A 24,395-nucleotide genomic window follows, 5' to 3' on the forward strand; every position below is an offset into this window, starting at 1 on the left:
TCTTGGGAATCACAAAGCTCCCATTTCCGGTGATTTTGATTTAATATCCAAAGTCCGCTTTTAAGGCATCTATTTTTTCCAAGGCCATTTCTTTGGTCAGAAAATCAATTTCTTCCATACCAAAGGCTTTTTCAAAAGTGCGCAAGGCCTTTTTGGGCTCTCCTTTTTGTTCGTAATATTCCCCTTCAAAGAAAAAACCGAGCATCGTATCTGGAAATTCCTTTTTGCAAAGCTCCGATAGGGGTTTTAGCGACTCAAACTCTTCCTTCTTTCTGGAGGCCGCGTAAATGGCCATGATATCATTGAGTTCTACTTGTTTTTCAAAACCAAAGAGCTCGTTAATAGTGGTGTACTTATTTTTTAGATAATCGAATACCGGTTCTTTTGAAACCAATATTTTCTCCTTGTATTCTTTTGGGCTAATAGGTCTGAAAATATTGAAAATATTATCCCAAGCCTTACTAATACCGTATGTGGCAATGGTAATATCATTGGTGTCTTCATATTGATCAAAAACGTAATACAGCGATTCTTTATCAAGAGCTTTTATGGCTTTATCCAGGGCCATCATCCTTGGGGTTTCCTTATTTTTTTCGCCCTCAACAATGAGGTGGTAAAAGATTTTCTTATCCATATCGGCCAATCGCTGCGGCAGTCTACTCTCCATTTCAGGGGCCAATAAAGGAGAAATTGAAATAAAGGCATCAAAAAGCGATTGTTCTTTGAAAAGGTAAAAATTTCCAAAATTCGCCGTGATATCGTAACCTACAAACATTTTAAAAGCTGCGGTATTGTATTTGTCCTCGAGATAAGGAATGATTTCCTGTCCTATAAATTCAAAAAATTGTTTTCCTTTTTCTGTAGGGAGTCCGGTGTCCTCTTCAAATTCGCAATCATACCAGCGCAATTCATCTTCATTTTGATCGATGCCTACAATGATTGCCTGTGGCATTCCTTGAAATTCACTATAAAATTTAGCGTTGGCCACCACGTTGTCAAATAAGTATTCGGCATCGAGTACCACTACCAGGGGGTATTTTTTTTCAGGCGTATAATCCTCTGGAATATAGTATCTAACGTCTCTTTTTTCCTGTAATTTATAAGATTCAAAGATTTCTTGGGATACTTGGGCATTAATGGCGACGCCCATTAAAATTGCAACTAAGGAAATTAAAAATTTCATGACTGCTTTGTTTTGGCTGGTTTAAAGTTATCTGTTCCTTCTGTTCAATAACGGTAATAGGAGAAAAGATATTGCGCCAAAAACAACAAGCATTAAAGTTTGTGCGATCCACATGATCCAGCCATAGGCTTCCCCGCCCACTTGACTTATTCCAAACAGTACTAAAATCTTACTTACCGCCACTGGAAAAAGTCCAAGCCCTCCCGGTGTGGCCGTCATTGCAAATGCCCCTGCGATAAAGGCAACCAAAATTTGACTAAAACTCAAACCAATAGTTTCGGGCACTGTAAATTTAATGACCCAGAACATCGCAATATAGGCCGTCCAAATAAAGAGCGTATGGAAAATGAAGGCCCATTTTCGTTGCATTTTTGAAATGCTGAGCACCCCATCTAAAATACCCTTTAAAAAAGTTTTGACCTTCAAGGCAAAGGGAGCGGAAGACTTTCTGATGATCCATATAGCCAAAAAGAGACCAAGAATACCAAATAAAAGTATTCCGGCAGAACCGATCAAGCCTATTCCATTTTCATTCAATACATCAAGAATGATATTGGTTTGAAGCAGGAGGGCAATAAGAATTAAAGCAAAAAGCATGACCAAATCAATAATGCGTTCCGTTACTATGGTGCCCAAGCCTTTTTCAAAGGGAACATTTTCATAGGTGGTCAGTGCAGTAGGGCGTAACACTTCTCCGGAGCGTATAATAATGGCATTGGCAAAATAAGACATGAAAATGATGAGGACATTATTCCGTATTTTGGGATGATACCCTATAGGTTCCAATAAGTAATTCCATCGTATGGCCCTGGAAACATGGCTCAGTATTCCAATGCATATGGATAGTGCAACCCAAAAAAGATTGGCATCTTTGATCGATGTCACAATTTGATTTCGTTGTTCTGGCGTAGTCAGTGAATAGGAGTACCATACAAAGAAGAGTCCAAAACTTATGGGCAATAGTATTTTTAGGATTTTCTTAAGGGAATTCTTCAAAATCTATTGGAGCAAATTGTTTTCTTCATTGGGAAATACCAACGAAGGATTGAAGGTCTTGGCTTCTTCAAGATCCATTCTGGCGTACGTAATCAGAATAAGAATATCACCTACGGCTACCTTACGGGATGCTGCTCCATTTAGGGTAATCTCTCCACTTCCTCTTGGACCCGGAATGGCGTAAGTTTCCAAACGTTCTCCATTATCGTTGTTCACAATTTGAACTTTCTCTCCGCGTACTATGTTAGCGGCATCCATTAAATCTTCATCTATAGTAATACTCCCGATATAATGAAGGTCTGCTCCCGTTACTTTAACACGGTGTATTTTAGATTTTACTACTTCTATCTGCATGGTGCAAAGTTAATTAATTCAGCGCGATATTGTCAATAAGTCGCACGCTATCTGCATAAACGGCAATAAAGGCTCTATATTTTGTATGTTCTTTCTTTTTTTCGGCAGGTTTTAGAGTGTCAATATCCGCAATTTGAATATATTCCAAATCCAAATCAGGATGTGCGTTGAATTGGTTTTTGACCCAATCCAAAGTGTCTTGTATCGATGCCGAACTGAATTTTTCCTGCGCTACTTTTAGTGTTTTATATATAAAAGAAGCTTCTTGACGCAGTGCAGGGGAAAGACGTTCGTTTCTGCTACTCATGGCAAGACCACTCTCCTCTCTAACAATGGGGCACCCCACGATCTCTACAGGAATATGCTCTAGGCTTACCATTTTTTTAATGATCATTAATTGTTGAAAGTCCTTTTCGCCAAAATATGCTTTTCCGGGTTTTGTTATGGCAAACAACTCCTGTACAATTGTGCCTACACCATCAAAATGCCCTTCTCGGAATTCACCTTCCATAACATCCTCCAAGCCTCCAAAATCATAAGATTTTGACTGTATATTGTTCGCATAAATTTCATTCACAGAAGGAGTGAAAACAACAATACGATCAGAAATGGTGGACAAAAGGGAAAGATCTCTTTCCAAAGGCTTGGGATATTTTTTTAAATCTTCCGCATTATTGAATTGCGTAGGGTTGATGAAAATACTCACTATGGCAATATCATTTTCTGCGATTGCTTGTTTTACCAGGGATAAATGCCCCTTATGAAGCGCCCCCATTGTGGGGACCAGACCAATGTTGTTGGCACGAAAATTGTTGGAGGTAATATAGGAATTCAGTTCGTTTTTGGTCTTGAATACATGCATGATTTACAATTAAAAGCTAGCAAACTTACTATAATTAAGGCTAATCTGTATAATTTTTGTAATTTTGCACGATAAATAAAATTTGACTTTTATGAATGGCAAAAAGATATTGTTTGTATCTTCCGAATTAGTCCCTTACCTACCAGAGAATGAAGTTTCCTTAATGTCGTATGAAACACCCAAGATGGTGAATAGTAACGGAGGGCAGATTAGGATCTTTATGCCGAGGTTTGGAAATATTAATGAGCGTAGGCATCAACTTCACGAAGTGATACGTTTATCGGGAATGAATTTGGTAATTAACGATATGGATATGCCTCTTATCATTAAAGTGGCTTCTATTCCAAAAGAACGTATTCAAGTATATTTTATTGATAATGAAGAGTACTTCAAAAGAAAAGCAACTTTCTCGGATGAAGAGGGGAATCTTTTTCCTGATAATGATGAAAGAGCGATCTTTTTTGCTAAAGGGGTTGTAGAAACCGTAAAGAAACTGAATTGGTCTCCCGATATTATCCATGTTCATGGTTGGATGGCCTCTTTGTTACCCCTGTACCTGAAACAATACTATGCCGATGAACCTCTTTTTGCCGATAGCAAGATAGTAACCTCTGTTTATGGGAAAGGATTTGAAGGGAATTTGGATGAAGGCATGCAGAAGAAAATAAATTTTGATGGTGTCCAAGAAGAAAATATCCAGGCGTTGTCCACACCTAATTATAATAATTTGTTAAAGGTGGCGGTAGATTTTTCCGATGCAGTTATATTAGCTACTGAAGATCTTCCAGAAGATTTGGAAGATCATATTTCCAACTTACAAAAACCAGTACTGCCCTATGTTCCTTTACAGGAATTTGAAGAGGCATATGCTAATTTTTATACCACTGAAGTCTTAAAATAGATTGCATGAAATTTTTTAGAAAATCTACACTTCCTGCTATAGCAGTATTTTTGCTTGTTACAGCCTTTTTTTCTTGTGAAGAAGAATTGACCACCATAGGGGATGGGGTTATTGGAGAAGAACCTTTCAATACAGATAGGGAATCTTTCAATGTTTTTGCATACAATAAAAGAATCAATGCCGTTCAGACCAACAGATTGCTATTGTATCAACTAGGATTTTTTAATGACCCGGTCTACGGTAGAACGGAAGCACAGATTACATCACAATTGAGCTTGCCCGCTTCTCCCGGGAATGTGGAACCTTTTTTTGGTAATGTCACCCAGGCAACGGAAGATTCTGGAGATAATATTGAGGAAAATGAACGTGTATTGGAAGTAAACCTATACATTCCCTTCCTTACCACCAATGTGGATACCGATAGGGATATGGTAGACGATGAGTTCGATGTAGATCCTTTAGACCCCAATAGTGATAGTGATGGAGATGGTGTTACAGATGCTATCGAGGCTCAAAATGGTACAGACCCATTAAATGTAGATACTGATGGAGATGGGCTTACTGATGACGTGGATGATTTTACCTTTGGGCAACGCTTTCCACAACGTTTTGCTGTAGATAGTGTAATCGGTAATCGGGAAACGGCACGTTTTAGGGTAAATGTAGGGCGATCTACCTTCTTTTTAAGGGATTTGGATCCCAGTACTAATTTTGTTGAAAGCCAAGAGTTTTTCTCCAATCAGGAGTTTTCACCCACATTTGTTTCCCAATCCATAGTAGGGCCTTTAGACCCCGAACAAGAGGGTATTGAACAAAGAGCCACTGCATTTAGTGATCGTCAGATTCAATTTATTATAGCCGAAGATGATGAAGAAACAGAGGAAGATGAAACCGGGACTATTGCCAGAACCTTGCCTCCAGGATTACGTATTCCATTAGATCCAGCTTTCTTTCAGGAAAACCTATTGGATATGGAAGGAAGTCAGGAATTGTTGAGTCCGGCCAACTTCAATGATTTCCTGAGAGGGATTCATATTTCTATCACTCCCTTACCCGGAACCAATGGTGAGGTAGAAGATCTACTTTTCTTGGTGAATTTGGCCGAAGCCAACATAGAAGTAATCTATGATCATGATGTAGAAGATGATAATGATACCCCGGACGATGCTTCGGACGATACCATAGAGAAGATGGAGCGTATGTATACGATCAATCTAGTTACCCAAACTCCTGCTCAAACCGGGCCTATACAGGGAAATGCAGTAAATACCTTTATTAGTGAAGATTACCCAGCGGCAATTAACGATCAATTGGATTCTGGGGAAAATGCATCCAGGATCTATCTTAAAGGGGGCGCTGGGGCCTATGCGGAAATTGAACTTTTTGATGAGACCGAAGAAGGAAGAAATACGGTAATTGAACAAATACGGGCCAATAATTGGATCATCAACGAGGCAAATCTGGTATTCTATGTAGATCGAGAAGAACTGGACGCTGGTATTCTGGCAAACCCCTTGGCCAGTACCAGAGAACCTTTGCGCTTGTTCCTATTCAATGCGGAAACCAATGATGTTTTGTACAATGCCGCTATAGATCCCATAAGCACGGATAGTGGTTTGGCCAGTTTCCCTCAATATGATGGTGTTTTGGAAACCAATAGTGATGATCGGGGAATACGCTATACCATACGGATTACCAATTACCTCAATGAAATTATTCTTAGAGGTGCAGACAATGCTACCTTAGGACTTACGGTAACATCCGATATTAGAATTCCGGTAATTTCAAATGCTATGGTTTCTGATGGACAAGAAGTGACTCTTCCCACATTGGCTACAGTAAATCCCTTTGGTACAGTTCTTTTTGGAAGTAATATTCCAGAAGATGATGAAAGAAGATTAAAACTGGAGATTTTCTACACGGAAGCAAATTAAATTAGACCAATCGTACAACTTAGCGTTTATTTCTTCGTTATCATATCCATGAAGTGATACTGGTTTTAGTGCGCTTTATGTAAATTTGTTATCAGTTATAAATTGCCAATACTAAATAAAGACAATTAAATATGTGTGGAATTGTAGGATATATAGGGCATAGAGAAGCCTATCCAATAATTATAAAGGGACTACAACGCTTGGAATATAGAGGTTATGATAGTGCAGGAGTAGCCTTATTTGATGGAGAAGATATCAATCTTTCCAAAACGAAAGGAAAGGTGGAAGATTTAAAACAGAAGTCAGAATCAACGATTTCTTTAAAAGGAAACTTGGGTATTGGGCATACCAGATGGGCTACCCATGGTGTTCCCAACGATGTCAATTCCCATCCGCATTTTTCCAATTCAGGAGACTTGGTAATTATTCACAATGGTATCATTGAGAATTATGAATCCATTAAAAAGGAGTTGGTCAAACGTGGATATGTTTTTCAGTCTGAAACGGATACCGAAGTTTTGATCAACCTAATTGAGGAAGTAAAGAAGAAAGAGAATGTAAAATTAGGTAAGGCTGTACAAATAGCCCTGCAACAAGTAGTGGGAGCCTATGCCATTGCCGTTTTTGATCGACAAAAACCCGATGAGATCGTTGTGGCTAAACTGGGAAGCCCCTTGGCTATTGGAATAGGGGAAAACGAATATTTTATTGCTTCCGATGCTTCACCTTTTATTGAGTTTACCAACAATGCAGTATATCTTGAAGATGAGGAGATGGCCATTGTTCGTCTGGGTAAAGAAATCAAGCTTCGAAAAATAAAAGATGATGCTATAGCCTATCCTAATATTTTAGAATTGGAAATGAACATAGAGGCAATTGAAAAAGGAGGCTATGATCATTTTATGTTAAAGGAAATTTATGAACAGCCAAGAGCAATTTTAGATACATATCGTGGACGTTTACGACCTGATCAGGGAATCATTAAAATGGCGGGATTGGATGAGAATCTCGAAAAATTCCTGAACGCAAATAGAATTATTATCGTAGCCTGTGGTACTTCCTGGCATGCCGGATTGGTCGCAGAGTACATTTTTGAGGATTTGGCACGGATTCCTGTAGAAGTTGAATATGCTTCCGAGTTCCGCTATAGAAATCCAGTGATTACGGAAAACGATGTTTTGATCGCGATTTCCCAATCTGGGGAAACGGCAGATACCTTAGCGGCCATAAAATTGGCCAAGGAAAAAGGTGCTTTTGTGTTTGGAGTATGTAATGTAGTGGGGTCTTCCATTGCCAGAGAAACCCATGCTGGGGCATATACCCACGCTGGTCCTGAAATCGGAGTGGCTTCTACTAAAGCGTTTACTACACAAATTACCGTACTTACCCTTTTGGCCTTAAAACTGGCGAAGGAAAAAGGCGTGTTTTCGGAATCTAAATTCCATGAGTTTTTAGTGGAATTGGAAGGCATCCCCTCAAAAGTGGAAAAAACACTAGAGTCCAATGCGCTCGTAGAAATCATAGCGGATGTATATAAGGATTCTTCCAATTGCCTGTATTTGGGAAGGGGATATAATTTTCCGGTAGCTCTTGAAGGAGCTTTGAAACTAAAGGAAATCAGTTATATCCACGCAGAAGGATATCCTGCTGCAGAAATGAAGCATGGGCCTATAGCCCTTATCGATGAACAAATGCCGGTAATCGTAATTGCAACCAAGAAAGGGCATTATGAGAAGGTGGTGAGTAATATTCAAGAAATTAAATCCAGAAAAGGAAAAATCATTGCCGTGGTGACCGAAGGTGATGAAACGGTAAAAGAATTGGCCGATCATGTGGTGGAAGTGCCAGAAACTTTGGAAACCTTAACGCCTTTGTTGACCACAATACCTTTACAATTGTTGTCTTACCATATTGCGGTAATGCGCGATTGTAATGTAGATCAACCACGTAATTTGGCAAAATCAGTGACCGTGGAATAAGAATTTTGTAATGTTAATATTACATAGGCCGTGAAAAAAATCACGGCCTATTTTTTTTATGAATTGAGAATACCTTACTTTTAAGAAGGATAATTTATCATAAAAGTATTATGCATGCATAATTTTTTTCATTTTCCTATTGTTGGAATGAAAAAAACTGTATATTGCTTGTTAACTAATTTTAACATATTCAAAATATGAGAACAATACTCTTTTTCTCCTTTTTAATGCTTGGGATGGTCGGCTTTTCCCAAACCACCATAAAAGGGAAAGTGGTTGATCAAAATGACACGCCGGTAGCAGGGGCCAACATTGTAATTGTTGGAAAGTCTATTGGAACTGTAACTGATTTTGACGGCCTGTTTACTTTACAAACATCTGAAGTTCCCCCCTTTCAATTAAGGGTTAGTAATCTTGGGTACACTACCGTTACCATGGACGTAACGGAAAACAACCAAACACTTAACATTATACTTGCCGAGGCGCAAACCTTGCTGGATGAAATTGTGGTTTCTGCTTCGCGTACTCCTGAGCGTATTTTTGAATCCCCGGTTTCTGTGGAGCGCTTTGGTTTAAAGGAAATTAAAAATACATCATCAGCTTCTTTCTACAGCGGTTTGGAAAATTTGAAAGGAGTGGATATCAATACAAACAGTTTAACCTTCCAATCGATCAATACGAGAGGTTTTGCTGATTTTGCCAACACGCGTTTCCTGCAATTGATCGATGGAATGGATAATTCGGCGCCAGGACTAAATTTTGTTCTTGGTAACTTGGTCGGGGTATCCGAATTGGATGTGCAGAGTGCTGAGATCTTACCGGGAGCCTCTTCGGCCTTGTACGGGGCTGGCGCTTTTAATGGAGTATTGTTTTTAAGTACTAAAAGCCCTTTTGATTTTCAGGGAATAAGCTCTTATTTAAAGACAGGACTCACTTCTCAAGAAGCAGCAGGAGATAATAATTACTATGATGTGGGAATCCGAGCGGCCCATGCATTCAGTGACAAGTTAGCCGTCAAAGCGAATTTTTCGTATTTAAAAGGAGAAGATTGGCACGCCAATAATTTTGAGGATATCGGGAATCCTGGTGGAACCCGAACGGATCCCAATTTTGACGGCCTTAACATTTATGGAGACGAGGTATCCACTTTGTTGAATTTTGATGCTTTGGGAGGGTTGCCTTCAGGAACTGTAGGTTCTGCCGAAGTATCCCGAACAGGATATGCCGAGCAGGATTTAGTAAACTATGATGCGGAAAGCGTTAAATTCGATGGGTCCATCCACTATCGCCCGTTGGGAGATGATTTGGAAATTGCACTGAATTCAAGAATCGGTAGAGGAAATACCATTTACCAAGGAGCTAATAGATATTCTATTCAAGGATTTATTTTTCAACAACATAAATTAGAAGTAAAGAACAAGAATTTCTTCCTAAGAGGATATATCACTTCGGAGGGTTCTGGGAATTCATATGATACTCGTTTTACGGGAATCAATATCAATAGAGCGTGGAAATCAGATGTAGATTGGTTCGGGGATTATGCCCGTACTTTTATTGGGGCGCGTTTAGGTGTAGGCACCGGTGTGCAATTGGATGAAGCCACAGCCCATGCCCTAGCTAGACAGGCCGCAGATACCGGACGTTTTGTTCCTGGATCTTCTGAATTTCAAGCCGCCTTTGATAGAATTACGGCTGATGGGGATTTAACAACAGGTTCCCGTTTTATCGATAATACAAAACTACGTCATGTAGCAGGGAATTATAATTTTACGCATCTTACCGGTGATGTTGTAGATATTCAAGTGGGAGGTTCCTACCGTCAATATGATCTGCGTTCTGGAGGAACTATCTTTACCGATACCGACGGACCCATTAAATATGACGAAGTTGGTGCATATGTACAATTACAAAAGAAATTATTGGACGAGCGTCTAAAATTGACCGGATCGCTACGTTACGATAAGAATGAATTTTTTGATGGCTTTCTCTCCCCAAGATTATCGGCTGTTGTTACCTTAGGAGAGCGCAGAAATCACAGTATCCGGGCTTCGGTTCAGCAAGGGTTTAGAAATCCTACCACTCAGGATCTTTTTATTGGGTTAAATGTTGGAAATGCCATATTGGTGGGATCTGCCCCAACAAATTTAGATCGCTATTCCCAAGATTTTGATATTAGCGCTCCAGGTCAAGCCGCTACAGGTCAGAGTGTGGCAACATTAACGGGAAGAGATGCCTATGAAAATGCATTTTCGTTGAGTTCGGTACAAGCGGGTGCCCCTACAACGGTGAATACTGATTTGGTACAACCAGAAGAAGTAACTGCATACGAGGCAGGATATCGTGCACAACTAGGTAAGGTTTCCATAGATGTTAGCGGTTATTATAACCGATATAAAAACTTTATTTCCAACACTCGTGTGATTTCTCCTTTATATGGGGAAGCAGGAGATAATGGACTTTCTTTACTGGCTTTGCAAAATGGTGATTTTACAGTTTTTCAGACCTATACCAATTCTTTGGCAGATATTGAATCTTATGGTGTGACCTTGGGAGTAGATACCAAGGTTTTTGGAAATTTTGATTTAGGTGTAAACTATACTTTCACTGATCTTGAATTTGATCAAGCAAGTTTCCCTGATTTTAGAACACAATTTAATACACCTAACCATAAGGTAAAAGCTTCTTTTGGGAACACAGCGCTCTTCGAGAATTTTGGTTTTAATATCAATTACCGTTGGAGCGACTCTTATTTCTGGCAAGCTACTTTTGCGGATGGCAACGTACCATCATTTACGGTATTGGACGCTCAAATGAATTATGCCGTGCCCAGTATCAAATCCGTTTTTAAAGTTGGAGCTTCCAACTTGTTGAACGAGGAATATTTTACAGCGGTCGGAACAGGAAATGTTGGAGCCATCTACTACGTTTCTTGGACGATAAACCAGTAAAAAACATAGAAATTAAAATATAAAAGGCGCTGTTTATCCAGCGCCTTTTTTCATTGCTAAAAAAAGCGGTAAAACCATTTCTATTTAAAAGGGAATACCATATCTTTGCAGCCTGAAAAACAAACGGGTAAAGAAATGAGCCCAATGGTTTTAAAAGCAATAATTCTAAATTATAAATTCGCAAGTAATGTCTAAAGTTACAGGTAAAGTTTCTCAAATTATCGGCCCGGTAGTTGATGTGGAATTCCAATCAGGAACAGATCTTCCAAAAATTTACGATTCGTTAGAAGTAGTTCGAAAAGATGGATCTAAATTAATCTTGGAAGTACAGTCCCATATAGGTGAAAACACCCTTAGGACGATTTCTATGGATTCTACGGATGGTTTAAGTAGAGGTACGGAAGTAAATGCCACTGGTAGTGCTATTCAAATGCCTATTGGTGATGATGTTTATGGACGTTTGTTCAATGTGATCGGAGATGCTATCGATGGCCTTGGAGATTTGCCAAAAGCGGGTAAAGATGGACTTCCTATCCACAGAGAAGCGCCAAAATTTGAAGAGCTTTCTACATCAACAGAAGTATTGTTCACCGGAATTAAGGTAATCGATTTGATAGAGCCTTATGCAAAAGGAGGAAAAATCGGATTGTTCGGTGGAGCTGGTGTAGGTAAGACCGTATTGATCCAGGAATTGATCAACAACATTGCAAAAGGACACGGGGGTCTTTCCGTATTTGCCGGAGTGGGTGAGCGTACACGTGAAGGAAACGATTTGCTTCGTGAAATGTTGGAATCTGGAATTATTAAATATGGAGACGATTTCTTGCATTCCATGGAAGAAGGCGGATGGGATCTTTCCAAAGTGGATAAGGCTGCAATGAAAGAATCCAAAGCAACTTTTGTTTTTGGACAGATGAACGAACCTCCTGGAGCACGTGCTCGTGTGGCACTTTCTGGATTGACCATTGCTGAGTATTTCCGTGATGGAGCCGGAGATGGACAAGGAAAAGATGTATTGTTCTTCGTAGATAATATCTTCCGTTTTACACAAGCCGGTTCTGAAGTATCTGCCCTTCTTGGTCGTATGCCTTCAGCGGTAGGATACCAGCCTACATTGGCTACAGAGATGGGAGCGATGCAAGAGCGTATTACTTCTACCAAAAGAGGGTCTATTACTTCTGTACAGGCCGTATATGTTCCCGCGGATGATTTAACGGATCCAGCGCCAGCAACAACATTTGCCCACTTGGATGCAACAACCGTACTTTCCCGTAAAATTGCAGAGTTGGGAATCTATCCTGCGGTAGATCCTTTGGATTCTACATCAAGGATTTTAACGGCTGAAATATTAGGTAACGATCATTACGACTGTGCACAGCGTGTGAAAGAGTTATTGCAGCGTTATAAAGAGTTACAGGATATCATCGCCATCTTGGGGATGGAAGAATTATCCGAAGAAGATAAGTTGGCTGTAGGTAGAGCGAGACGTGTACAACGTTTCCTATCACAACCTTTCCATGTTGCAGAGCAGTTTACTGGATTGAAAGGAGTATTGGTTGATATAAAAGATACCATTAAAGGATTTAATATGATTATGGATGGAGAATTAGATCACCTTCCTGAATCTGCCTTTAACCTTAAAGGAACTATTGAAGAAGCTATTGAAGCTGGAGAGAAAATGCTGGCTGAGGCATAAGTAGAATAACGTATACAATACTAAAAAAATGTATTTAGAAATCGTATCACCAGAAGCTACATTATTTGCAGGAGAAGTTACCTCAGTAACGGTACCTGGAGTTAATGGAGAATTTCAAATGCTGACCAACCACGCTCCTATCGTTTCATTGCTTCAAGAAGGCACTGTTAAGATTCAAGGAGATATCACTATCGATGAGGCATATCAAGATAAATTTTCCAGTATGGACGGGAAAACTATTTTGCCTATCAATAGTGGAACCATAGAGATGAAAGACAATAAAGTGATTGTCTTGGCAGATTAATACTTTTTTTTTAAAATATAGAGAAAGCCTTGGTATATATGCCAAGGCTTTTTTGTTTCCCAATATGGGATAACTTTCCTTTCCACTCCTTTTAATTCTCCCATGCTATGGGGAATAAAAGACCATCTAAACTACTCGACTTTATCTTGTTTGACGAAAATAAGAGCTGAAGGCACGATTTTTGATGAATACTTTCTACCTCCAAATACTACTACTTTTCATGGCGATCAAGTTGAATAGGATGTCAATTAAATACAACCAGATATGAAAGTACAAATTTGCCTGATGATGGGCTTCCTCTGCAGTCTATGGAGCAACGCACAAGAACTTGAATGTAAAGAAAATCTCTCTATTTATGACGGTTATGTAAAAACCAAAAGATATGGGGAAGCTTATGAACCTTGGAAAAAAGTGTATGATAGCTGCCCTGATATACATTGGGCCAATTTTTCCTATGGAGAGCGAATTTTGGAATACAAAATAGAAGAGGCCAATACTGAAGCGAAAAGTAGGTACATCAATGATTTAATTGAGCTGTACAACAATAGCATAAATTATTTTCCCGAAAAAAAATCGCAAACGGAAGTGATGGTTGATATTGTGCTCTTGAAATACAAACATAAATTGATTATCACTAAGGAAATTTATGCACAATTAGATCAGGCATTTAAGAAAGGGGCAAAGCATTTCAAAGACCCTAAAGCGCTTTTCCTTTATTTTTCCAGTGCTGTGGATCTATATGAAGCCAAGCATACGAGAATTGAGGTGGTGTTCGAAGTCTACGATAAGGTTACTGAGAGAATCACTGAAGAGAACACTACATTGACAGCGGCCATCGGGAAGTTGTTGATGAAAGAAGAGCAAGGGAATTTGAATACAAAAGAATCAAGAAAACTGAAATCCTATACCAGTTATTCCAGTTATTATGGAAAGATTTTAAATAGCATTGAAGTAAAGTTGGGAAATTTGGCAGCTTGTGAGAACCTTATTCCTTTCTACGAAAATAGATTCGAAGAACGAAAAGAAGATATCGTATGGATTAAAAAAGCGGTGGGGAGATTGTTTGCCAAAGATTGCCTGGAAGCACCCATATTCCAAAAGTTGTTTGATGCGCAATTACAATTAGATCCTTCTGCGGATGCTTTTCTGTATAGCGGTATTTTAAAGCAGCGAAAAGGAGATGACCCTGGCGCCATTGCGGATTTCAATAAGGCAATGGAGTTGGAAACCAATGCCTTGAAAAAATCCAATATTGCCTATAAAATTGCAAGTGCCTACGAAAAAAAGAACAAACCCAAAGCAAGGAATTTTGCGCAAAAGGCCATCGAAGCAAACCCAGCACATGGTAACGCTTTTTTGCTGATTGCCAGGTTGTATGCCAATAGTGCCAATATTTGCGGGGACAATGCTTTTGATAAAAGAGCTTTGTATTGGAAAGCGGCAGATTTGGCACGTAGAGCAGCTAAAGTAGACCCTTCATTAAGTATAAGGGCTAGTAAGGCAATAGAAAGTTATGAAGGAAGAGCTCCAACCAAGGAGATGATTTTTACACGGAATATGGCAGGTAAAACCGTCTACTTTAAATGTTGGGTGGGGGGTAGTATTGTAGTGCCAAAACTTGAATGACCTTTGAACATACATGGTTTACCAATCCCAGTTCACCAATTCCCAGGAAGTTCCATCGGTTATTTGGGTATCCAGAACTTTAAATCCGACACTCTGATGTGCTCCTAAGGACCGCTTGTTTGCAGTGGCCACTTCGGTAAATAGGCAATCGTATATGCTACTCAATTGATCTTTATAGTAAGCATACATGCTTTTAAAAATACCCATTTTGCGATAGGGTTTATCAATACAAACCTGCCCCATGACCACATAGTTTTTTCCTTTTAACAATTTGTCCGCAGTCTCGAACATAGGTGCTAAAACGGGCATTTCATTGCGGAAAGATTGTAGCATGACCAGGGCATACCCTGCAACCGTATCTCCATCCTTGGCAAGGATGTGGGGACAGGCATCATTCATTTTTTTAAGAATTTCAAAATCATGACCCACGGTAATAAATCCTTCAATTTTATCTTCCCCCTCCTGCAAATGGGCTTTGATATTGCGTTTTTGAATGGCTAGGATCTGAGTTAGCTCTTCATCCGACGAAGCTCTGGTGTACTGAATGGAAGTAGACATAACAACCTTATTTTGGGGCTAACCATGCTTTCCTTTTCCTTAAGGCGGCTTCAGATGGCTTTTCAACGAAACCAATTCGATACCTTGGATCTTTGGAAAGTGTCACTATAGTACTTTTTTGATTGCCAAAGCGATTAAAAGTCACTTTGATCTGATCTCCAGGCGCATAATTTTCCAATAAGGATGAAAAGGAGGTCTTTTGATCCACGGCTTTATTATCTACGAACACAATATGATCGCCCTTATCCATTCCGGCAAGATAGGCTGGACTACCAATACTAGGATTATTTTGGATAGTTCCTGCATCATTTACACGGGCACCAAAAGCAACTTTGTCATCATTTCTTTGCAACGAAACCCCCACCTGGTCGAATAAGGAAGCGTAGTTGGGCATGTTGCTATTATAGATATACTGATCAAAGAAACGATCTCCAAAAGACTTGCCGGCATATTTGTTCAGCGCTTCGTGCAAATTAGAAATGGTATAGGGTATTTCTGTTTTTCCATAGGTATTCCATATCAATTTCATATAATCGTCCAAGTTCAGATTTTGTTCCCGTAATGAAAGATCTAAAGCCAGGCCAAGAACGCTGCCATAGGAATAATAGGAAATAAAGGTATTCTCCCGATTCACTGGGTCTACGGAAGTAGCGGCATCTACAAAGGGAGCCTGATAACTCATCTCTATGGGATTGAAAAATTGCCGAGCGGGTGAATTCCAAACATAGTTAAAAGTCCCTGTCAGTCCTTCTACGTATTCTTTGGGCGTCCTAATATTGGCTCTACATAGGATTAAACCTGTATAATAACTTGTAAAACCTTCCGCAAACCATAGTTCTCCACTCATATTGGCTGCTTCATAATCAAAAGGCTCTAAAGATTTAGGGCGAATGCGTTCAACGTTCCAAGCATGAAAAAACTCATGGGACACGGTTCCAATATTACTGCGCATTCCACCATTGGCTAAACTTCGGGTACTCGTAAGGATGGTAGAGTTTCGGTGTTCCATGCCATCACCGGAAGCGTTGGGCATATAACATGCCAGAAAGGTGTACTCGCCATAATCAAAATCGGGCAATTCCCCGTATACTGCTTTTTCCTGTTTTACAATAGCTTTTACCTGCTCAAAATAATCATCCAATTCAGCCTCTGTTCCTTCATGAAGGAGTACAAATCGTATGTTATATGACTTTCCATTGGATGTTTCCTGAAATTCCCGGATACTGAAATTGCTTATTTCCGTAGGGCTATCCATAAAATAATCCAGATTGGGAGCCGTATAGGTGTTGTTTTGAAGGGGTTTTAATTGTGTTGCTATTTTCCAACCCAAATCTTCCCTAGTCTTAAAAGTTACTTGAATTGGGTTGTTTTTTAGGGCCGGGGCAAACATAAAAGTCGCTGGAATATTCAGATGAGCGTGCGTCTCATCGATTTGTGCGTAGGTTCCTCCTCCGCGATTGGCAAATAAGGTATACTTCATATGAACGGTGCCATCATGCCCTTTTACATCCCATTGGTAGGGATTAGGCCGGGTTATTTTCAGTTCATTCCCTTTGCCGTCTGTAGCTTTTACTCCATAAACGTTTTTGGCAAATTCATGCAATGCATAGCGCCCAGGCGACGTTCTGCTCATTCGAAAGGAAGCTGTTTTTCTTTTGGAAAGCCCATGGAATGACGCTTTTACTTCGGCCTCATGGTGTACCGCATTATCAAAGGAAATTTCATAAGAAGTTGATTGGCTATGAAGGAATACGGTTCCTGCCAATACAAAACATAAAGAAATCAAAGTTCGCATGATATAGAGTCTTTTTCTAAAGCGAATATAATTTAAAAATGTATACGGTTTTAGGGCTGCTTGTAATCAATGATGGAATATGGAAACTTTAAGAAAAAGAAAAGGATTCTTGTCTGTAAAGAATCCTTTTACCTGCTATGGGCTTTATTTTCTAGTAAAAAATACAACCGCCATTGGAAGTGCACCTTCCAGGCTCACAAAAACTCCCTCCTGGGAAGTTTACCCTACATTTATTTGGGCCGCAACAATTGAAAGAACTTCCGTAACCTCCCATAATTTTAATTTGTTCTTTTTTGCCCAATACTTTGGCACCATCAATCTTTAAGATTTTTTTCATGATATAAAGGATTTTTTGTTTGTATTTCCTACAATGTAATTCAAAAACGAAGTGTTTTCTAAAGCGAGTACCCTAAATAAATGAAAATAAGGTCTTGTTTTTGATGATTTGGGGTGCGTGATTTCACTGTTGTGATCATATTATTTAATGCTAATTAGAGCCTTAAAAGAAGGAGGTTTTACTTTTTATGATGGGATGCCTTATCTTTAGCCCATGGTAAATTTTCCGAAAAAATTGAAAGAAAAAATGAAAAAGCGCGAAGCAGTAAATGCAGTTCGTACCCTTTCAGTTTGTCAGAATACGGTAGATTTTACCTCCAATGATTATCTCGGGTTTGCCAAAAATACGAGCATTTTTGAAGCCACAACAGAGATATTACGTGAAAAAAATGCGATGAGGAACGGTGCAACGGGATCTCGTCTGATTTCCGGGAATCATGCCTTTTGTCAGGAAGTGGAACGTCATTTGGCCAAATGGCACAGGGCAGAAACAGCATTGGTGTTTAATTCAGGTTACGATGCCAATATCGGTTTTTTTTCCGCAGTGCCACAACGAGGGGATTTTGTTTTTTATGATGAGTTTGTTCATGCCAGTATTCGAGACGGAATACTAATGGGAAATGCCAAAAGTTATAAGTTTAAGCATAACGACCTGGAGGATCTCAAGAAGAAAATAGGAACATTGCTTACCAGAGAGCGTACCGATGAGGCTACTGAAATATATATAGTTACCGAAGCCATTTTTTCTATGGATGGAGATATGCCCAATATGATGGCTTTTGGACATTTTTGTAAAGAAAATCACTATCATTTAATTATTGATGAAGCCCATGCTATAGGTGTTTTCGGCACCCATGGGGAAGGATTGGTACAAAAATTGGGAATTGCCGATAAAGTGTTTGCGCGCATTATCACTTTCGGAAAAGCCATGGGATGTCATGGAGCAGCAATCCTAGGATGTGGTGAACTCAGGGATTATCTCATAAATTTTGCACGTAGTTTTATCTATACTACGGCTTTGCCACCGCACGCCCTGGCCAGTATTTTGGCGGCCTATAATTTTATGGAGAGTTCAGAAGGGGAACAATCCAGAAAGTTACTGCTACAAAACATAGCGTCTTTTAAGGAAGAATTGAAGGAAGTGGGACTTCGAAAAAACTTTATTCCCAGTGATTCCGCCATTCATAGCTATATAATCCCGGGAAATGATCAAGTGAAGGCTGTGGCCAAGAAATTACAGGAAAAAGGTTTTGAGGTAAAGCCGATACTTTCGCCCACGGTACCGGAAGGAGAGGAACGTTTGCGCTTCTGTATCCATAGTTATACTAAAAAAGAAGAAATAAAAGTAGTATTACAAGAATTGTCAAATCAGTTGAAAGAATAATGGAGCAAGAATTTTATACGTTGGGAGCTTTTGAATTCGTGGCCGATGTTCAAATTATTAAAGGGAAATTGGAATCGGAAGGTATTCCCGTCTTTTTACGCGATGAAAATACCTTGAATTCCGATCCTTTGATCAGTAGTGCCATTGGAGGGGTAAAACTCCAGGTGTACACCTTGGATAAGGACAGAGCACTGGAAATATATAATGAGATAAGAAATTATGCCATTGATGATCATGGCAAACCTATTGTTTGCCCAAATTGTGGCGCTCAAAAATCGGAAACCTACTATGAACGGAAGAGCATATTCCATAAACTGTTTCCTTTTTTTGAAAAGCGAAAATACAAATGTCTAAACTGTAATATGATCACTAAACCTTAGTCCAAATGAAACAATTTTTTGTCACGGGAATATCCACGGAGGTAGGAAAGACCATCGCGTCGGCCATTATTACAGAGGCCTTGGAGGCAGATTACTGGAAGCCTATTCAGGCAGGGGATTTAGCACATTCGGATAGTCATAAGATTGCTGATCTCATCTCTAATTCCAAAACTAAAATACACCCCAATAGCTATGCTTTGAATACACCTATGAGCCCACACGCTGCAGCGGCAATAGATGGGGTTCATATTGATTTGAGGAAAATTGTAGCTCCAAGTACTACAAATACCCTTGTCATTGAGGGGGCAGGAGGTCTTTTGGTTCCCTTAAATGATGATGATACCATCTTAGATATTATTAAACCCAATTATAAGGTCATCGTGGTCTCACGCCATTATTTAGGAAGTATCAATCATTCCCTTTTAACTATTGGATGGTTGCAACAAAGAGGCTACAAAGTAGCATTGCTTTTCAGTGGAGATCCGCATCCGACTACAGAAGACATTATTGTAAAGAAAACCGGAGTCCCCGTTATTGGACGAATTTCAGAAGAACCGTCTTTCAATGCTGCGGTGATTAAAAAGTATGCGGCAGCTTTAAGGGGCAACTTAGAATTGCTCTAACCGTTGATAAATTTCTGCCTTGCCCAACGTCTTGATGCTTTTATAGTGTTTTAGTAAATAAGCATCGATAAAGGTATTGGCTTCTACGGCTTTTTTATCAAAAACCAATCTATTCTTCCGCGTTACAATCGTTTTGGGTTGAATATCTTCAAGGATAAACCGCAATTCTTCCATGGTGGTTTTTCTGGGATTGTCATAAAAAGGAAAGATTTCTTCCCTGCAAATATTGCTGGGATGTGTGGCTGCCTTGGTTAAAGGTTTGGTTCCTAAAACCCAATACCCAATATGATATTCTGTAAATAGGACATTGCTTGTGTCCATTGCATTGTCCATGAGGTATTGCGGTACATCTATTCCTTCCCCATTATAGAAACGGCCTTTGTTGATCTTATTCTTTACAATGGCAGTGTACTCTAGGTAGGCTTCCATTGGGAGTAGGAGTACCAAAAAAAATACGAAAGGACGATAGTCAAATTTTTTAAAGACAGAAATTTTGCTGACTACAATTCCAACCAAGACAATAATTATGGGATGCAATTGAATGAGGTAGTGCCCGTTAATTCTTCCCCCCTGAATAAAGGAGAGCAATACCCCAAGAATGGAAATGGAAAGTACTTGGATTTCCATAGACTTCTTATCCAAAAGCTTTTTCCTAAAGGCTAAGAACAAAAACATAGCTACGACAAGAATCATAGGAGCCAGCTTAAAAATGGAATATCGTTTTGAACTTGAATATTCCAAAGGAGCGAGGATGACAGATTTCCACCAGATTTCTGGATGGCCTTCCAAGTAATAAGGAAAAATAGTTCCGAGGATGACCAAAACAATGGCGATACCGAAAGCCAATGCATTGGAGACACCCAGCTTAAATTGTTTTTTTCGAAAACGGGCAAAAAGAAAATAGAGTCCCACAAAAAGAATGGGATAGGCCATATTTAATTTAATCATTACAGAACACCCCATAAGAATCCCGGACAGGGCAGACAGGTACCATTTGGGTCGTTGAAGGAGCAAATAGAGTGCGGGCATAAAGAAGGCAATGCACAAATGTTCTGACATCACCCCCTGTAAGCTGCCAAACATACTTTGCAAGGCAATACAAACAACGGCGGTCCAGAAAGCAGTTTTTTTGGAGCTTGTCAGTTGTTCACTGATTTTATAGGAGAAGAAGGCCGTGGAGGCCACCATCAGGGCACCGACAAGTCGAATGGCAAAAAAACTTTTTCCAAATACAGCGATAATGCCTGCAAAAAACAAATACACCAAAGGAGGTTTTAAGTCCCAAAGTTCCGTATAGGGCAGATTTCCTTCCACCCAAGATTGTCCCAAAAGAATAAAGGTGCTCTCGTCCCTATCTATATAATCGCGAAAGAAAAAAGGAAAGCGTACAAAGAGAGCAATACCACTTAAAAGTAGAAGTACTGTTCTATGGGTCAATTTTTGGTAAGCAGGTGTAAAAAAATGAATTGCTTTTTTAAGCATGGTCGGTTAACATTTTATTTGGGCTGAATTTCCCATATTTGCAAGATAAATAAAGCCAACATATAAAATTCTATGGGCAGCAAAAATCTTTCGGAACGGGATAAAAAACACTTATGGCATCCTTTGACCCAACATAAATTACATCCAAGGATGCTGGGAATTGTAAAAGCAGAAGAGTCACTGCTATACGATGAGAATGATCGAACCTATATCGATGGCATTGCTTCCTGGTACACTTGTATGTACGGTCACTGCAATCCGTATATCTTAGATCGGGTTTATGCTCAAATGCAACAATTAGATCAGGTGGTTTTTAGTGGTTTTACCCATGAGCCAGCGGTACGACTTTCGGAGGAGCTTATCAAGATTTTACCTGAAAATCAGGAAAAACTCTTTTTCTCGGATAATGGTTCAACAGCCACTGAAATCGGAATTAAAATGGCCTTGCAGTATCATTTTAATCAAGGGGAAAGACGAAATGTACTCCTTGCTTTTGAAGAAGGCTTCCATGGAGATACTTTTGGTGCAATGTCCGTATCTGGTCTGTCGGTCTACAATGGCCCTTTTGAAGATTTCTTTATTGCGGTAAAACGGATTCCCGTACCCAGCAAGGAAAATATCCAGACGATTTTGGATCTATTAAAAGAGTATCTGGCAGAAGAAAAAGTTGCAGGAATTATTTATGAACCCTTGGTGCAAGGTGCTGCTGCCATGAAGATGCATGATAAGGAAGGCTTGAATACCATTTTGGAATACTTGAAAGCCCACAAGGTAATAACCATAGCAGATGAGGTCATGACCGGTTTTGGAAAAACGGGAACGTATTTTGCCTCTGATCATATGGCATCCAAGCCAGATATCATGTGTATGTCCAAAGCCTTAACGGGGGGGTTGCTTCCTATGGCGGTCACCAGTTGTTCCCAAAAAGTGTATGATGCTTTTTATAGTGATGAAATTGCCCATGGACTATTTCATGGACATACCTATACGGGCAATCCGCTGGCCTGTAGCGCTGCTTTGGCTGCAATAGAATTGCTGCAGAGTACGGAAATCCAAGAAAACATTCAGCGTATAACCGCAGCGCATCAGGAGTTCGATGCGCGGATAAAGAAACACCCTAAAGTAAGACAAACGCGGCAGTTGGGGATTATTTATGCCTTGGATTTGGAAGTGCAAATGGAGCGTTATGGAAACCTAAGGGATAAGCTCTTTGCCCACTTTATGGACAATGGGGTATTCTTACGACCTTTGGGCAATACCATTTATATCCAGGCCCCTTATGTAATCACCGATCAGCAATTGCAAAAGATATACTCCAGTATCGAGAAAGCACTGGAGCTTGTCTAGATATATATTATTCTATTTTCTGTGTTTCAAGAAGGTCAATGAGCCCATTATCGGGAATCAGAACCTCTATCCTATCATAGGTCCAAGTATCATCGATGCCCCGTGCATCAACATATAGCGTTCCCTTGCCTTTAGGACCGGCAATGGGTATGGTTAGATTTGAGGATTTACGTCCATTGTTCCAATTGACGCTTCCCTGTACCATTCCATCTTTTTCAATGGGCGAGCCCAGTAGTTCAATGATTTTTTCGTCTTGGTTGATTAATTCAAAAGCGTATTCGTAGGGTTGTGATTCCTCCATCACGGTAGTGATACCGTAAAACAATGAGCCAAGAAAAACAACAAAAAGAATGATGATGGTAAGGCAGCCACCTACGGGAACTACCCATTTCCAATTTCTTTTCCACCAACTTGGCTGCGGTACAAGTTCATTATTCATTCTTTTTTTTGATTTTAAAGTATAGTATGAAGATAAGAACTTTTATTTTTGCAGAAAAGAAAACCAGCTTGCAGCAATTGATATCCATTACCGCTATTGCTTCTATTTCTCCCTTAGGAATTTCTTTGGAAGAGATTTGGAACAATTATAAGAACCATAATCACGCTTTTACGGAAAAAAAAATTGGGGGCAGTACAAGTTGGGTGGCGTCTTTGCCAGAACATGCCTTAAAGGAGATTTCGGACTTAAAAAAAGGAGATTCAAAATATAAGAATCTCGATGCTAGCGTACTTTATGCCCTCTTTGCTGCCCGAAAAGCAATGCAAATAGCAGGATGGTCCGGAAAGGATAATTTTGGAATCAATGTTGGTTCTTCAAGAGGAGCAACTGCGCTGTTTGAGCAATACCATGAAGAATTTCTTGAAAAAGAGCGTGCTACTACCTTGGCCTCCCCTACCACTACCTTAGGGAATATTTCATCCTGGATTGCCCATGATCTACAAACAAGGGGCCCCGAGATTTCGCATTCCATAACCTGTTCTACCGCATTACATGCACTTTTAAATGGCGTAGCTTGGATCAGCAGTGGGATGGCGAATAAATTTATGGTCGGAGGGAGTGAAGCACCTCTTACGCCTTTTACTTTGGCACAAATGAAGGCCTTGAAAATTTACGCAAAGAGCACTGTGGAACATGGAAGTTTGAAAAAAGCCATTACACCCCAGGGATATCCCTGTCGAGCAATGGATTTGGATAAAAAACAGAATTCCATGATACTGGGAGAAGGGGCTGCAATGGCCTGTTTGGAAAAAGGGGGTGTTAAAAATGCGCTTGCGATAATTGCAGGGATAGGGTATGCAACGGAACCTTTGGAACACAACATATCCATTTCGACAGATGCCCAGTGTTTTCAGGATTCTATGAAGATGGCTTTAGGTAGGATGTCTCCTGAAGATGTGGATGTGATTGTCATGCATGCGCCGGGAACCATCAAAGGGGATTTATCAGAAAAAAATGCGATTGAAAAGATTTTTTGTAACAAAATGCCTTTGTTGACTACTAACAAATGGAAAGTAGGTCACACCTTCGGAGCTTCGGGAATGCTCAACATAGAATTGGCGATTTTAATGTTACTGCGCCAAGAGTTTATAGGAGTTCCGTATGTACAGGATGTTCCGGCCGAACAAAAAATCAATACCATTATTGTAAATGCCGTAGGCTTCGGCGGAAATGCCGTATCGGTACTACTTACCAAAAACGCATAGAAA

21 protein-coding genes are annotated in these 24,395 nt (G+C 39.8%); 12 read left to right on the top strand and 9 right to left on the bottom strand.

The genetic code is table 11. The features are described 5' to 3' along the window. Positions 1-40: 40 nt before the first annotated feature. From ACEXOE_RS08765 to panC, 4 genes are read right to left on the bottom strand one after another with little or no spacing between them, the layout of a single operon-like run. Positions 41-1,183: an alpha/beta hydrolase gene (locus tag ACEXOE_RS08765; protein WP_394748367.1), complete on the bottom strand. Its 1,143-nt coding sequence runs from the start codon at positions 1,181-1,183 to the stop codon at positions 41-43. A 27-nt stretch (positions 1,184-1,210) separates the two neighbouring features. Further along, entirely contained in the window at positions 1,211-2,179 is a 969-nt protein-coding gene (locus ACEXOE_RS08770) for a lysylphosphatidylglycerol synthase transmembrane domain-containing protein (RefSeq protein WP_394748368.1), read from the bottom strand. Positions 2,180-2,182: 3 nt separating this feature from the next. Continuing rightward, positions 2,183-2,533 (bottom strand): aspartate 1-decarboxylase, encoded by a 351-nt coding sequence (panD, locus tag ACEXOE_RS08775; protein ID WP_394748369.1) that lies wholly within the window; start codon positions 2,531-2,533, stop codon positions 2,183-2,185. Between the two features lie 13 nt (positions 2,534-2,546). Further along, positions 2,547-3,395, bottom strand: coding sequence for a pantoate--beta-alanine ligase (gene panC, locus ACEXOE_RS08780; RefSeq protein ID WP_394748370.1), 849 nt, complete (start codon positions 3,393-3,395; stop codon positions 2,547-2,549). 91 nt (positions 3,396-3,486) lie between these two features. On the opposite strand from panC, the gene ACEXOE_RS08785 reads away from it, so the two are divergent. The 7 genes from ACEXOE_RS08785 (at position 3,487) to ACEXOE_RS08815 (ending at position 14,783) form a co-directional block, all read left to right on the top strand. Beyond that, entirely contained in the window at positions 3,487-4,296 is an 810-nt protein-coding gene (locus ACEXOE_RS08785) for a glycogen/starch synthase (RefSeq protein WP_394748371.1), read from the top strand. Between the two features lie 5 nt (positions 4,297-4,301). After that, the gene (locus ACEXOE_RS08790; RefSeq protein WP_394748372.1) at positions 4,302-6,230 is read left to right on the top strand and encodes a DUF4270 family protein; all 1,929 of its coding nucleotides are present in this window, start codon (positions 4,302-4,304) and stop codon (positions 6,228-6,230) included. A 131-nt stretch (positions 6,231-6,361) separates the two neighbouring features. After that, a complete protein-coding gene (glmS, locus tag ACEXOE_RS08795) occupies positions 6,362-8,209 on the top strand; it encodes a glutamine--fructose-6-phosphate transaminase (isomerizing) (protein ID WP_394748373.1) in 1,848 nt (615 codons plus the stop codon). A gap of 197 nt (positions 8,210-8,406) precedes the next feature. Continuing rightward, complete coding sequence (locus tag ACEXOE_RS08800) at positions 8,407-11,157, top strand: TonB-dependent receptor (RefSeq protein WP_394748374.1); 2,751 nt, start codon at positions 8,407-8,409, stop codon at positions 11,155-11,157. Between the two features lie 187 nt (positions 11,158-11,344). After that, positions 11,345-12,853, top strand: coding sequence for a F0F1 ATP synthase subunit beta (gene atpD / locus ACEXOE_RS08805; protein WP_394748375.1), 1,509 nt, complete (start codon positions 11,345-11,347; stop codon positions 12,851-12,853). A 28-nt stretch (positions 12,854-12,881) separates the two neighbouring features. Further along, entirely contained in the window at positions 12,882-13,157 is a 276-nt protein-coding gene (locus tag ACEXOE_RS08810) for a F0F1 ATP synthase subunit epsilon (protein WP_394748376.1), read from the top strand. Positions 13,158-13,421: 264 nt separating this feature from the next. Further along, positions 13,422-14,783 carry a tetratricopeptide repeat protein gene (locus tag ACEXOE_RS08815; RefSeq protein WP_394748377.1) on the top strand — a complete coding sequence of 454 codons (1,362 nt, stop codon included), beginning with the start codon at positions 13,422-13,424 and terminating at the stop codon, positions 14,781-14,783. A gap of 18 nt (positions 14,784-14,801) precedes the next feature. Here the strand turns inward: ACEXOE_RS08815 and ACEXOE_RS08820 are convergent, their stop codons facing one another. The 3 genes from ACEXOE_RS08820 to ACEXOE_RS08830 form a co-directional block, all read right to left on the bottom strand. Then, the gene (locus ACEXOE_RS08820) at positions 14,802-15,341 is read right to left on the bottom strand and encodes a GNAT family N-acetyltransferase (RefSeq protein ID WP_394748378.1); all 540 of its coding nucleotides are present in this window, start codon (positions 15,339-15,341) and stop codon (positions 14,802-14,804) included. A 7-nt stretch (positions 15,342-15,348) separates the two neighbouring features. Beyond that, on the bottom strand, positions 15,349-17,136 hold the full coding sequence (locus tag ACEXOE_RS08825) for a M61 family metallopeptidase (protein WP_394748379.1): 1,788 nt from the start codon (positions 17,134-17,136) through the stop codon (positions 15,349-15,351). 151 nt (positions 17,137-17,287) lie between these two features. Beyond that, positions 17,288-17,473, bottom strand: a complete 186-nt coding sequence (locus ACEXOE_RS08830; protein WP_394748380.1) for a hypothetical protein — start codon at positions 17,471-17,473, stop codon at positions 17,288-17,290. Positions 17,474-17,719: 246 nt separating this feature from the next. Here ACEXOE_RS08830 and ACEXOE_RS08835 point away from each other — a divergent pair, with 246 nt between their 5' ends. The 3 genes from ACEXOE_RS08835 to bioD are packed head-to-tail and all read left to right on the top strand — an operon-like array spanning position 17,720 to position 19,859. Continuing rightward, positions 17,720-18,856: an aminotransferase class I/II-fold pyridoxal phosphate-dependent enzyme gene (locus ACEXOE_RS08835; protein ID WP_394748381.1), complete on the top strand. Its 1,137-nt coding sequence runs from the start codon at positions 17,720-17,722 to the stop codon at positions 18,854-18,856. Continuing rightward, positions 18,856-19,236: a DUF2007 domain-containing protein gene (locus tag ACEXOE_RS08840; protein WP_394748382.1), complete on the top strand. Its 381-nt coding sequence runs from the start codon at positions 18,856-18,858 to the stop codon at positions 19,234-19,236. Before ACEXOE_RS08835 ends, ACEXOE_RS08840 begins: the two co-directional genes overlap by 1 nt. A gap of 5 nt (positions 19,237-19,241) precedes the next feature. Then, the gene (gene bioD / locus ACEXOE_RS08845) at positions 19,242-19,859 is read left to right on the top strand and encodes a dethiobiotin synthase (protein WP_394748383.1); all 618 of its coding nucleotides are present in this window, start codon (positions 19,242-19,244) and stop codon (positions 19,857-19,859) included. Here the strand turns inward: bioD and ACEXOE_RS08850 are convergent. Continuing rightward, positions 19,845-21,341, bottom strand: a complete 1,497-nt coding sequence (locus ACEXOE_RS08850) for an ArnT family glycosyltransferase (RefSeq protein WP_394748384.1) — start codon at positions 21,339-21,341, stop codon at positions 19,845-19,847. The genes bioD and ACEXOE_RS08850 overlap by 15 nt on opposite strands. Positions 21,342-21,413: 72 nt before the next feature. On the opposite strand from ACEXOE_RS08850, the gene bioA reads away from it, so the two are divergent. Continuing rightward, on the top strand, positions 21,414-22,688 hold the full coding sequence (bioA, locus tag ACEXOE_RS08855; protein ID WP_394748385.1) for an adenosylmethionine--8-amino-7-oxononanoate transaminase: 1,275 nt from the start codon (positions 21,414-21,416) through the stop codon (positions 22,686-22,688). 7 nt (positions 22,689-22,695) lie between these two features. On the opposite strand, the gene ACEXOE_RS08860 is transcribed toward bioA, so the two are convergent. Beyond that, positions 22,696-23,127 (bottom strand): cytochrome c oxidase assembly factor Coa1 family protein, encoded by a 432-nt coding sequence (locus ACEXOE_RS08860; RefSeq protein WP_394748386.1) that lies wholly within the window; start codon positions 23,125-23,127, stop codon positions 22,696-22,698. A 26-nt stretch (positions 23,128-23,153) separates the two neighbouring features. Between ACEXOE_RS08860 and ACEXOE_RS08865 the strand changes: the two genes are divergently transcribed. Continuing rightward, positions 23,154-24,392, top strand: coding sequence for a beta-ketoacyl synthase N-terminal-like domain-containing protein (locus ACEXOE_RS08865; RefSeq protein WP_394748387.1), 1,239 nt, complete (start codon positions 23,154-23,156; stop codon positions 24,390-24,392). Positions 24,393-24,395: the final 3 nt, after the last annotated feature.

The sequence above is a fragment of the Spongiimicrobium salis genome (assembly GCF_043678055.1).
Taxonomy (GTDB): Bacteria; Bacteroidota; Bacteroidia; order Flavobacteriales; family Flavobacteriaceae; genus Spongiimicrobium; species Spongiimicrobium salis.